The sequence below is a fragment of the Rosettibacter sp. KY25 genome, assembly GCF_057554405.1.
Genome location: NZ_BAAJAO010000018.1, coordinates 13722 through 26944, shown reverse-complemented (window position 1 = coordinate 26944; position 13223 = coordinate 13722). Strand labels below are relative to the sequence as shown.

7 protein-coding genes are annotated in these 13223 nt (G+C 29.0%); all 7 read right to left on the bottom strand.

Annotated features, from left to right (window positions below; all coding sequences use genetic code 11):
• Positions 1 to 2064, bottom strand: coding sequence for a hypothetical protein (locus AC27L2_RS10735; RefSeq protein ID WP_487211770.1), 2064 nt, complete (start codon positions 2062 to 2064; stop codon positions 1 to 3).
• Between the two features lie 194 nt (positions 2065 to 2258).
• Positions 2259 to 3032: a hypothetical protein gene (locus AC27L2_RS10730; protein ID WP_487211769.1), complete on the bottom strand. Its 774-nt coding sequence runs from the start codon at positions 3030 to 3032 to the stop codon at positions 2259 to 2261.
• A gap of 91 nt (positions 3033 to 3123) precedes the next feature.
• Positions 3124 to 5730, bottom strand: a complete 2607-nt coding sequence (locus AC27L2_RS10725) for a type IV secretion system DNA-binding domain-containing protein (protein ID WP_487211768.1) — start codon at positions 5728 to 5730, stop codon at positions 3124 to 3126.
• A 1-nt stretch (position 5731) separates the two neighbouring features.
• Positions 5732 to 6214, bottom strand: a complete 483-nt coding sequence (locus tag AC27L2_RS10720) for an MgtC/SapB family protein (RefSeq protein WP_487211767.1) — start codon at positions 6212 to 6214, stop codon at positions 5732 to 5734.
• Positions 6215 to 6260: 46 nt separating this feature from the next.
• Entirely contained in the window at positions 6261 to 9521 is a 3261-nt protein-coding gene (locus tag AC27L2_RS10715) for an adenosine deaminase family protein (protein ID WP_487211766.1), read from the bottom strand.
• Positions 9522 to 9527: 6 nt separating this feature from the next.
• Entirely contained in the window at positions 9528 to 10865 is a 1338-nt protein-coding gene (locus AC27L2_RS10710) for a hypothetical protein (RefSeq protein ID WP_487211765.1), read from the bottom strand.
• Position 10866: 1 nt separating this feature from the next.
• Positions 10867 to 13215: a hypothetical protein gene (locus tag AC27L2_RS10705; protein WP_487211764.1), complete on the bottom strand. Its 2349-nt coding sequence runs from the start codon at positions 13213 to 13215 to the stop codon at positions 10867 to 10869.
• Positions 13216 to 13223 lie beyond the last annotated feature (8 nt).

Below are 13223 nucleotides of genomic sequence, written 5' to 3'. Positions count from 1 at the left end.
TTACTGAAGTTTAACATTATAATCAGTAGAACAAAATAAATCGACAGAAAAATTATCACTCGTTAAAAACTTAACAGGTTTATCATTATCAGAAGTATTTATTTTAATAAGCAATATCACATATTTTGCTTTTCTTATTTTATCAATATCAGACTTTAGAATATTTACATTTATTAACTGTTCATTAGCTAATGTAACAAAGCCTTCATTATCAACTGAAGCTCCTGTAATTGTAAACGTTGTGTCTTGAGATTCATATAGTGGAGGAAAGTAAGTTAAAAAATTATTTTGTTCATCATAAAACTTGCAAGTAAGTTTTAACGAAACAGGTAATCTGTTAATAACTTTTATTCCTGCTGAAATTGAATTAATATTTTCTAATTTATCTTTATCATCCTCTGATAAATTAATGTTAATCGAGTCTTTGTATTCAATATTTTCTATACTTACGTCTAATGGCAAATCGATAATTGCTTTGGTTAAAATAATATCTGTATTTCTTACGGTAACGGCTTTATAATTTGGATTAATAATTCCATCAACATATATAATTATTGAATCTGGCAGTCTTGTAAATTTATTTAAAAACAAATTCAGACTGTCTTTATTAAATGTAATAAGAGTATCAGTTGGAGAAATAATATCATTACTCAAAGTATTTTTGTTTAATCCTAATACTGCTTTTTCTCCAAATTTATTTTTTGCTTCTAATTTACCGTCAATCTTGAATTCAACCTGTGCAGTATTTTGGAATGCAAGCCGCAAAAGAATATTTCTAAAATTTATTTTTTGAAACTGAATTTTATTTTTGAATTCATCAAGATTGAGCGCAACAGATTCTTTATCTGCAGATATTTTCTGTGGTTTAATTTTGCCTGTAAATTCTTTTACTTTTAGATTTTGTAAATCAACATAAGCAGTAATCCCATCATTACTTTTAATAGTCCTCATATCCTCAGTAGAAGCTACTTCAACTGTAATTTTGTAGGAAAAAGAATTTGAAGGTTTCCCTTCAGAACCAATCAGTGAATAATCTTTTAAAGAAAAATCTTTAAAAACATTAATTGTTTGTTTTCTTCCAATAAATCTTGTTTCATCAAAGATTTGTCCATCAGGCTTTCTTAAGTTATAAATTATCAAATGAACTTTAGCATCTAAGTCAAGTTTATTAGCTACCTTAAGATTAATATTCCCATTTTCTATTCTCAACAAAGATAATTTTGAAGGCAGAGGTTCGTTATCATCTAAAGTAAATGTATCTTCAATTGTAATTGGGACCTGAAAAGGAATTTTAGCACGTGCTTCTAAAACTTCTAAATCTTCTATTCTTGCTTTCACTGTTAATGAATTTTTGGGCAGAAGAACTTCTTCACCTCCAGTTCCATTTGTAGAAAGAACACATTCAAATAAAAACTGATTACTAATCCTTACTCCTTGTTTTAACTGCAGCGAATTAATTTTTATACTTGAGCCATGCTGAATTATTATGTCATCATCAATATTCAATAATGTTTCTCCAGTGCTGATACTCTTTAATAAAATATGACTAATAGTTAATGTAAATGGTGGAGGAAGATGATTAATAATTTCCAAATCAACTTTTCCAGTTTGAATTAGAGCTGATTCAAAAGATTCTGACACATCTGTTGTGATTGAGATATGTTCATTATAAACTGGAGCTACACTTACTGGCATTGCAGGTATATTATCAAAACCTAACCAATCAAGCCCAATTTCTGTTTGCAGCGTATCAGGTAAAAGAGAAATTGATTCGATTGATTCAGAAACAGTATCTGATATGTTATCAATTGTTAATTTGTCTTCGAATTTAATTGTATCTAAACTTATTGATTTTGAAAAGTAGAGCAGATTTTTATTTGACCCATCAGCGTAAAAATTAATTGAATTATTATTAACTAAATCTTCAAGTGAGTAAATCTTTTTTGCTAATGGAATATTTAAGCTTACATTCCAGGATGGAAGATTTGGTTCATTAATTTGACATGCTTGAAAGATTAGAATAAAAAAAATATAAAGAATAAATACAGCTTTATATCTACCCATACAGCAAAACAAATTATGTTCAAGAATAATAGGAATTATTTTTAGAGTAAATTTTACCTATAATATTATCGATAAATTAATTTGTTAGTTTACCGAATAGATATAAGCTGTCCTAATGTTGATTTTACAACATTACCATTACAGATAAATTTTTCGGAATAATTTTTAATTCGTTAAAAATCAGAATAAATGAATTACCTCTCAAGCAAATACTTTTGCACGTCCAATAAAAATGCTAAAATATCATTAATAGTTCTATTGAACATATCTTTAATATCATCTTTTTTCCAGCCTGTTAAATTTATAAGCCATTTAATTATTGGCACAATGAGAGTTATTCCTGCTATTACAATTCCTAATACAAGAGCATTAAAAGCAATAAATGAAATTGCGGATACTACATATTTCAAAACAGTTGCTCCAAGCCATATCAATAATCCATATGCAAATATTTTTATTCCTAATTTCAACCAATCAATTGGAGTGTAATCTCTATCCTCTGTTTTCTTCAATGCAAATTCCATTACCTGACCATCTTTTTCAATAAGCTTTCCGTTATTGTCGACAAATTTCAATGATGGATAAATACCATCCATTCCCCAGAGAATATTTACACTTTCATTACTTTCTCTTTTTGTAATTCTTAGATATGGATAACTTGCAAGTTTATCTTTGACAATTGATAGCGATAACTTTTTAAGTTGGCCATTATCATAGTAAGCAATAGTTTTTTCTTTATTAATGTTATTAGCAAGAAATTCAATTAATGAATACTGCTCTTTAATTTTAGATGCAATTTCTTTTTCTGAACCAGTCAAAATTAAATCTGCATTTTTGTTTGAATTATTCTCTCCCCCGTTAAGCCATGGTTCTGTAATGAGGTTTTTGCAATGAGTAAGGAGGGATATTGTTGATAAAAAACCGATAGAGGTAAGAAATTTTCTTCTGTTTGTTTTTTGAAGTTTCATTTTCACCCTCGATAAAATTTGATGTGCAAAAGTAATAAATCTGCAGGAAAAAAGTTTATAGCTGGCTCAATGATTTTTAGATAATTCTTTACTAATCTTTATTTTTATTCTGACTCTTTCCTTCATTTAAAAATTGCTTATATAAATTTTCAAACTCTTTATTACTAATTTCTTGCTGCAATGTTTCAAAATCTGATGAACTTATTTTTCTAGAATATTGTAAGCGTGAGTTTTCTCTTACTTTGGTGGCTATTTCTTCTGAATACTTTTGTTCATCTAAAATCGTTTGAATAATAAATGGAATAGTATTGCGGCCATTATAAAGAGTAGCAGTATATGCATACCAGTTTGGCAGATTAGTAAGATGTTGCGCAGATACATAAGGCAGAAATCTTTGTTCTAATTTTTGTGCATCAATCTGACCTAACCTAAAACAAATAAATGTTCCAACATTTCCAAATATCGACAATGTTATATTTGAATCCTCTATCTGCTCAATAAATTGATTTGCTATAGTTAATGAAAGTCCAAATTTTCTTGCTTCTGAAAGCAGTGTAATAAAACTTGTTGTTGCAATGTTTTGAAATTCATCAACAAATAAATAAAATTCCTTCCTTTCGTTTTCTGGGAGTCTTACTCTTGTCATTGCAGCCGACATAATTTTAGTCATTAATACCATTCCCAAAAATCTTGAATTCTCTTCCGATAATTCCCCTTTTGCCAAATTAACAAGAAGAATTTTGCCTTTATTCATTATATCAAGAATATTTATTGTGGATTTTCTTTGGATAAAAATATTTCTTAATAACGGGTCATAAACAAAATTTTGAAGTTTGCTCGCTACATATTCACCCAAAGATATTTCACCTCTCATTGAATCAGTCAACGATTTTTTCTTAAGTTCATTTTCAATAAACACTTCAAGCATTGCATCCTTAATTTTAAGAGGATACCATTTTAACCATGCAGTGTCTGAACTAAAACAAATGTATAAATCAATTAATGTACCTGGATTTTCATTATCAGACATTATAAGTAGAAGCATATTTCTTAAATACTTAAAGAATAATGGTCCTGTGTAATCATAAGCTGCATTTTTCCCAAATTCACTTATAAGCATTCGGCGAATAATATTCACAAACTCATTTGCAATAAAATATCTCTGGTTTGGGTCTTCATATTCTAAAAAGTTTAATCCAATAGGATAATCAATGTCCGCTGGATCAAGTACAATAACATCATTAATTCTTTCTTCAGGAATTTTCCCAAGTATTCTTTTGAATAAATCTCCATGAGGGTCAATAAAACAAAGTCCTTTCCCTTTTCGAATGCAATCTAATATCATAGTTTCAAGAACAGTCGATTTCCCTGTACCAGTTTGACCAATTATATAAACATGTTTCTTTAGGTCTTCTTCTAAAATTCTGATTTCATTTTTGTATGATTTATAAATATTGTAGCCAATTAAAGTCCCCGATTTTGAATCTTTATAATGTTCAATTAAATCAATTGGAGCCAAACGTTCTTTGAAAAGTTTGATATTAAAATTTGGTATTAAATCTGTAGGAGGCGGTGGAAATCGAAAAGCACAGCTGAGTTCTTCGGCATCAAATAAATATAAAATACGACTTACATTTTTTGGTAAGAGTGGATGTTCTTGAGTTTCAATTCTTATCTCATTTTGTTCGATTGATTCTATTTTATTTACTCTTTCATGAATTTCATATCCTCCGTAAAATATAGAATTTTCTTTTGGGTATTTCGAAATCATTGGTGAAAAGTAATAACCAATTGTATGTAAATACTGCAAAGGTAATTTTTCATCGCTGCTAATTTCTATTGACATAAGTGCTGTATTTCTTTTAAGAGCAAAAAGAAAATCTAATAGATTATGTTGATATTCTACAGCTAACCTTTGAAGTGTAGGATATAATTTACTCGTTTCAGTTACTGAACTTGAAATAGAAATTTGTGCAAATTTTTCACACTTTATTATTTGTTGTTCAATAAAATTTTCTTCTTCTTTTCTTATCAATGTAGGATTAATCTTTATGCTGATTGTAAATGATTTTATTCCTTCATAAGAAATGTCAGAAAAATATTTTTCCCCTTTATAAAACGAATAATTGAATGGATAGATGTAAGTAATAAAATGCTCATCTTTCTTTTCTGATAAACTACCTAAATCGTCCAAATTATTTTCTTGCAGAAAGCCAATATTTTTTATTGAAACTCCAGACTCAAGGGTATCCAGCTGGTCTATAATTACTCTTCGTGTAAATGCATAGCTGTATTTTTGTTTATTGTTAATGATTAAACTTTTAGTCGTATCTGCATCTATTATTTCAAAATCATATTCATCAAATGTCGAATTGATAATTGCATTTATAGTTTTTAAATGATTTTCAACATCAATCTTATTATGGTTTTTAAATTGGCATATTAAATAAATATCAATATTTCGTAAAATTTGATTTTCACGATTTTGTTGGCTGTTATATCGAATTTCATAAATAACATTTTCATCATTATTCCCTATCAACGATTCAATAAATTTTACATGCTTGTTTCTGTTTTCTTCAAATAAATTTTTTAATATCAGTTCTTCATTTCTTTCAATAACTGCATTTATTGACATTAATTTGAATGCAAATGTACTTATATTATTAAATGTATGTATTTTATTTTCAATCTTCATTTTATTGATTCTGATTATTCTTTTGAAAATATATTTCTTTTTTTAATCCTGTTTTTATTTCAACTTTCCTTAAGAGAAACAAAGAAATTATCGTTAAAAACCATACAATTAATGCATATTTAATCAATCCTAATCCAATTGCCAAACCTATAACTGATGTTATTAATAATGTAGTAACAGTAGTTAATCCACGTATAATTATCATACCATTTTTATCTTTCTCCTTATGAATAACACCAGCACCTATAATACCTACACTTATAACAACAACAGCTATGGCTTGAGGCATATTTCCAGTTTCAAAAGTTTTGGTTACAATCATACTTAAAATTGTTATAAAAGTTGTACCCAAACTTAATATAGCAAATGTCCTAATTCCTGCATGCCTGTTTTTAAATTGTCTCTCCAAGCCTATTACTGAACCTAAAATTAATGAAAGTAAAATACGAATAAGGAAATCTATATCGCTTATTGGATTACTCATAGCTTCTCCCCCTCTATTAAGAATGAAATAATAATTTTTTAATAAATCATTCAGACCTATCGATATAGTAAACTGGTTCTATTTCGTAACCTTGCAAGACTTTTTGGTAAATTTCCTCCTCCACGCATCGAAGTAAGTTCATTTTTTCTTCACGCTTGATAAAAGCATTATCAAAACCAGCTTTTACAAGTCGCAGCACCTCCCATTTTGTTAACGGTACTCGTTTAGTTTGTCCTTTCCCATCTTCGATTGAATTATTATCACTGAAGTAATAGAGTTCCGCTGCATTGACGTATTCATCAGAGAGTGTTTTGCCTGTCGTTGCACAGTCATCCGTATTAATCGTAACATTGATTCCTTCTTGCATAAATGTATAGAGTGGATATTTTGATATCCGGTGACCACGAAGATTATTTGTAACAATATTACTATAGGGACACAGTTCAATACAAATTTGTGTATCGCGAGCGAGACTCATTAACGAGGGATGCTCTACTATTGATAATCCATGACCAATTCTATTTGAATGAAGTTCAAAAACAGCTTCCCAAATATATTCTGCAGATGTTTCTTCACCAGCATGAATTGTCACAAACGAGCATATCTTAAAGATTGGTTGGAAATCATTAACAAATTGACGCGGTGGAAAATCTTTTTCATATCCTGCTAAATCTACACCAACAATTCGAGATGCTTTCCAATTATACAGCAATGATGGTTGTACACTTGATACCTTTTTTTGAAGATCGAAAACTTTTTTATCTCGTTTTGAATATGTTACTGCAAGACCAATTTCAATTGCTCTTTCGTAGGGGCTTTTGTGTCGCTTGGCAGTTGTAATAAAATTTGTCCAGATAAATTTCCCTTTGCATAAGTAGAAATAGAGGCTGCACAAATCAGCACCTTCGAAAAGTGCCTGCACAGCTTCATTAATAGTTAAGTTCTTTCGTGTATACCCTGATGGCGAAACACGTATTTCTAAATATCGAACATTATCTTCTACGGCTTGTTCCATTAAGTACCAAACACACGCAAAAATATTTTCATAATATTGAAGATTATCGGCCCCGAAAAATACATCACCTCTGAGAAGCTGATTTAAGGTTTTAGCTTCTGGAGATGCAAGGATTAAGCTTTTAAGTACATTTTCAGATTTTTTATTATTTGAATTATTATTAAAGATTGATTGTAGGTCATAATTTTTTAAGGCAGGTATATTAATGGTTTCATTACTACCAAAATGACTATATATTTTTGTTTTGGTAATAAATTCTTTAATGTTCGGTGAGCTACTATCAAAATTTGTATTTTCAAGAGATTTAACTTTTTTCTTTAGTTCTTCCCAAAATTTTTTTGCGTCTTCGATAGTTCTACCCTCAAGAATACCAGCATACACAAAAAACACAGCAATTAAATCACTCTTCTTTATTTGCTCGTCTGGATTTTTATCTTTGTTTACTATGTAAGTTAGGTAATCAAACCAAACTTCAGCTGGTTTGTCTTCGTGTTTTTTTAGGTAGTTTATTGTTTTCTCCTTTATGTTATTGAGATTTTCAAGCCAAGTCTTAATGGGCTCAATGTCAGAATTATTGTTACATTCTTTATTATTAACTATATTTAAGCAACATATATAAAAATTTCTAAAGAATTTTTCATATTTATCTTTTTTATCATCTTTATCAAAACTGTTCACTAATGATTTAATTTCATTAATTATACTTTTTAAAACATTCCTCCCATTCTTACAATTCTTATCATACTTTTCACACAAATGTGCAACTGTATTTACGGAGAGATAAAAAATAATCTTCTCATCCATACTACCACCAAGATGGTAGTGCAGTTCAGCTTTGGGAATTTGTTTAATCCAGTTCTTGGCGATATCTTTCGCAATATCTTCAATTTCGTATTTATCTTTTTTTACTATTGGAGCGAGAAAATTTTCAGTGCGTAAACGCCATTCAATTTCTGGAGGCAGATGATAAAGTTTAGAAAAATTACGAGCATGCGAGTGCGCCGAGATACCTATACCATTGATAAGTTTTTGTCTATATTCTTCAAAAATTCCAATTAGCGCAGGAAGTTGATAAATCCTGCCAAACTTCCAAACATACCCAAGCGCTCCTTCATTGTATGCTCTAAAAATATCATCAACATCATCGCTAAGAGAAAGAACTAAAATGAAAAAGAATGATTTTTCGTAATGTTTTTTATTTTTATTTATTGCTGTGCGGAGATTTATAAGCTCGCGAATAATTTTGTTACCTTCATTGTAATGACCAAGGAGAAGGTCAACGATTACATAGTCAAATTTGAATTTGTTATTTTCAAAAAGATTAGTTTTTTCAAATGAATTAGTTGAATTCTTGATTTCTTTAAGTTTTAATTCTGCATCGCCGTTAAATAAACTTTTGATAAAATCTTTATCGGTTAGAAACTTTCTGTATTCATTTTGTGCCGTAATGAAAATTTCAGTGTTTGATGGTAAAAATTTTTTAATTTTATTAAAATCACTTTCAATAGCTTCAGGATTATCGTCTATGACGAGAATTTCAAGCTTTTTAAATCTTAGCGGATTGGTTGCGATGATAGAGGCGATGTCGTGCTTTTGGCGTTTGAGGTAGTAGTCGTTACGGAAATTATAAAGTTCATCTATTTTATTGAAATCTCCTTTTTCTAAAAATTCCCTAAATTTTCTTAGATTACTATGAGCTTCTTTTAGAGTATGAAAACTTTGGTAGGTGTAGATTTCGGAGAGTTCAGCTAATTTTTCTTTTTGAAAATTAAGACTATCCGGTACATTATTTAATAGATTTTGAAGGTTAATTAATATATTTTTTTTCTTTCCATTATTTTTTAAATCAACAATAAGTTCTTTAACTTTTTCAATTAAATTTTCGTGATTAGCGGTTTTTGCGTAAGTGGTGTTTTCAAGGAAGTTTCTTAACATTCTGGATTCGTTGTAGATTGAGTCGGGATAGTCGCCTCTTGGGATATTTTCTGTGGTGTAGAAAATGATGCCTGTATTTCCACTTAAACAATTGATAATAGGGTTATTTGGGTTTGTAGAGGTTGATTCAGTTTGAGTGTTTGAATTTCTTTGATTTGAATTATTTTGGTTTGTAGATTGAACTTCTTTTTTTATATAACTAAGAAATTCGTGCCAGCCATCATTAGAACATAATTTTTCAGGACAGAGTGGAATAATGCAGATAATAATGTTATCATTTATATCATTTCCAAAATACCTTTCCAGTACTTCTTTAATTGATCTAATGCAACTATCACAATTTGAACTAAAGGTCACCCCATTTTACTGCCCCAATTCATTTTTTAATTGATCAATTGCGTTGATTAGTTTATCCATCCATTGTTTATAGACATTTCCGTAAAGTTCAAGGATTTGACGGACTTTGTTTTTTTTGTTTTTATCGCTGGAGCTTAAGGCTTTTAATAATTCGTTGACTTTTTCATCGCCTGTGAGATTTTGTCGTGGTAAAAGATTTTGTATCTCTTCCCATGATTTACTTTCACAAAGCTTTCTATCATCTACAATTTTCTCAATTGTAACTTCATCATCTTTTTTATATACTTTTTCCCTGACCTCAATGAAAATTTCATCTATTTTATCTTTATTTTTCCAAGCCCCTGACACTTTTTCCCAATAGTTATCTTCAAAATCCCTGTCAATCAAACCTTCAATGTCAATCCTTAACGGCTCAAGGAGATTGACGATTTGGTGTTTGAGGATGGAGAGGTCAATAACATCTATCATTGAAAGTTGTTTTATAAGTTCAATTATTTTTCCACAAGTTTCAACAGCTTCATTTAATTTGTCATTATTAACTTTTTCTAAAAAACTAATAAGTTCATCACAAAATTCTTTATTTATGCCACTATCTGAATGATGAAAGTCACAGATGTAGCCAACTCTATTTTCAAACTTTGATTTGTCTTTTAAGTAATTATTAATATCATGGATGGCAACGTAAATATCATCTTTTGCAAGACCATTCCCCCATTTATTCAAAATTTTATCTAATAAATCATCAATCCCGCCTTTATCTTTTTCTAAATTGTTTTCTTTTACAAATAAAACTGTGTAGTCACTATTGATTTTGAATTCAATTATTCGTGAATTTGTTTTTTGTGATTTATCTATATTAGTAAGGTTGTCATCATAATGAATTGCTTTATGATCTACTATAGCTATTTTCCATTCATCATACGTTTCAGTTATAAATATTATAATTAAAGGATCGGTTGTTAAAAGAGGCTTGTTACTAATTCCAGTGAAAATTTCTTGTAAAATTTCATCAAATGTATCATGTTTCAAATAAGTACTAATATCATAACCTATTATTCCAATTAGTTGTCGATTGTATGTTGGTAAATTATGTTTACCAAAAACCCAAATGTATAATTTTTCATTATTGTTTTTGTTAGGTTTAATTGAATTAATTATATTCTGAAAATTTGCTACTTGGCTTTCATTACATAAGATTATAAAGTCTTGGTTTTTTGTAAATATTAAACAATTTTGAGATTGTGTATTCATTATTTTCCAACATTTTTTATTTAAATTTTCTCGTATACCTTCTAATGTTCTTGAATAACCATAAGCCGGGTAAAAATAAAATAATGCCCTCATCTTATTTTTCTTCCTTTATTTGGGATATAATCTTAGTAATTATAATTTTATTAGATAATTCAACTATGTACTTCCTTAAATTAGAAAAATCAAAGAATTTTGTATTCTCAGTCATCTTTGTACTTTCTGGGTGTCCCCTTCCAGAAGTTATTACTATATACCAAGGATAATATTTTGTAGGAATTGAATTAAGAAATTCTTGAAATACTTCTTTCCCTCCTATTTTATCTATTATACTTTGGTGAATTACTAAGAAGTGCACCCTATTTTTAAAAGAATCGGGCAAAATCATGCCATTCCAATTATATTCTTTTTTCTGAACTTTACGGGTTAATTTATCAATTTGATAACCCAATAATTTACAATCTTCTAAGTTAAATACCACTATATTTTGAAGATACAAAGCAAGGGAGAAATTAATTTTGACTTTACTTACAATTTTTTCATCATTTGCTTCATCGTAAATTCTTTCGTCAATGATAACAAAATTAGTTAATCCTGATTCTACAGCATTAAAATAAGAGATAAGTTTATTATAACCTTTTATATCTGGATTTTCTAATGAGGCAAACAGACCAACGATTGGATCTGCAGAAACACCTCTACTAAAAGGGAATAAGCATAACGGGTTATTTGAAATAAATAATTTATAAATTTTATCTCCCTCATCAATATTTCCAAAACTATGGGCAAATAATATAGCATTAGCAGATTCTTCAGCTTTTAGACCATCTAAGTTCTCTGGTTTTTCAGGACCACTCCCTACAATACAGTTCTTAAAATTTTCGTCTTCCCAAAACTTGCTTCCAGCTGGCCATAGTGAAACTTTCGGCAATTTTTCGTCATTATACAAATACTGGCACCATCTTTTCCTTATCTCAAGAATAATTTTTTCAGCAGAATTATTGAATAGATATTTGTCGTTATTTATATCAAATTCCAAATCCTTATTATTAAACCAGTTATTTAACTCTTTTTTTTCAATTATGAGATATTTAATTTTGTTTTGAATATCAGTATCAACGTTATCTTTTTTTAGGTCGTATCTTATTTGTTTAATAGCATTAATCACATCCTCAGGTAAAGAGTCGTTTTTTGTTAAGAAAAACAATTTGTAAGGCAGTTCTAAAATATGGTCTTTTATAAACTGAACATTTTCTTCATCATCTACATCAATTAAAACAAACTCGTGGGTAAATGTTCCTCTGTTTATCAATTCTTTTGATTTATCTACGCTTTCTTCTATGTATATACCCTGGTTTTTTAAGGTTTCTTTTTGAGCATTTAGTATATCGCTTATTTCTTTGCTTATTATAAGTAAATCTTTCACTTTCGGAAGATAAAATTCAAAGCCTAAACTTCCATTTTTGTCATTAGTAGAATAAATAAACGGTTTAATTACAGGCGGTGCATCCTTTGGAATCTGTTCATAATCTTGAATTTTTAATCCTCTTAAAAAAGAGGCACAGATTCTCATTTCTTTCAGTCCCCAACCACCTGGAATTATTTGTCCTGTTTCATCTATAATTTTTCCTTCAGGTTTTGTTGGGTCTAATTTGTCTTCCAATGATGGTATATCGGGAGCAGTGTCAATCTTTTTAAGTGAGATTAAAATTTTATTATTTTCTTTTCTTACCCAGTTATCATTTTCGTTTGTCCAACCACCAAGATTATCGTAAATTTTAACTTTTATATAGTCATTTTTATATTCATTTTCTTTATCATCGTAATGAAATTCAATTGTGATTATTAGAGGTTTGCATTCTTTGTATGAAGCATTCTCTTTCCAGAAATATGATTTCCCAAATTCAATATTGTTAACCGTTTCATAATTACCACTTGATTGCTTGTATATGTTATTACTTAAAAATGCTATACTGAAATTTTTAACCTTTTCTAACTCACTTTTATCAGAATGTCTTGCTGTATTTCTTAATGTGTTTTCAATTATGGAATAAAATGCCTGACATCCAGAAGTTCCTAAATAAATGGCGACTTTGAAATCCTGATTATTAGACGATCGTAGTTCAATTTTATATGAACCTTTGTTTTCAAAAAAATATTTATATTCCAGATCCCCTTGGCTTGAAAATATTTTTATATTGAATTGAATAGCACAGGCACGGATATCTTCTGAACGGACTATATTATCAAGAAGTAAAAACATATTTGGGCATTTTATTTGATTACTAATTTGTATGCCAGCAAGTAATTGTTCAATTACATTGCCTATTAAATCAAAAGGAGCGGTCCAAATAGGGTCCATTGTAGGAATAGACGCTATAAAATCTTCCCTTTCTCTTAGATAGTTAAAGAGTTTTGCTCTTAATATGTCCTTTAAATCCGCCATACTTTATA

Bases quoted from the DNA above. Each gene is read 5' to 3' on its own strand.
- AC27L2_RS10735 (WP_487211770.1), bottom strand. From the start codon at position 2,064: ATGGGTAGATATAAAGCTGTATTTATTCTTTATATTTTTTTTATTCTA.
- AC27L2_RS10730 (WP_487211769.1), bottom strand. From the start codon at position 3,032: ATGAAACTTCAAAAAACAAACAGAAGAAAATTTCTTACCTCTATCGGT.
- AC27L2_RS10725 (WP_487211768.1), bottom strand. From the start codon at position 5,730: ATGAAGATTGAAAATAAAATACATACATTTAATAATATAAGTACATTT.
- AC27L2_RS10720 (WP_487211767.1), bottom strand. From the start codon at position 6,214: ATGAGTAATCCAATAAGCGATATAGATTTCCTTATTCGTATTTTACTT.
- AC27L2_RS10710 (WP_487211765.1), bottom strand. From the start codon at position 10,865: ATGAGGGCATTATTTTATTTTTACCCGGCTTATGGTTATTCAAGAACA.
- AC27L2_RS10705 (WP_487211764.1), bottom strand. From the start codon at position 13,215: ATGGCGGATTTAAAGGACATATTAAGAGCAAAACTCTTTAACTATCTA.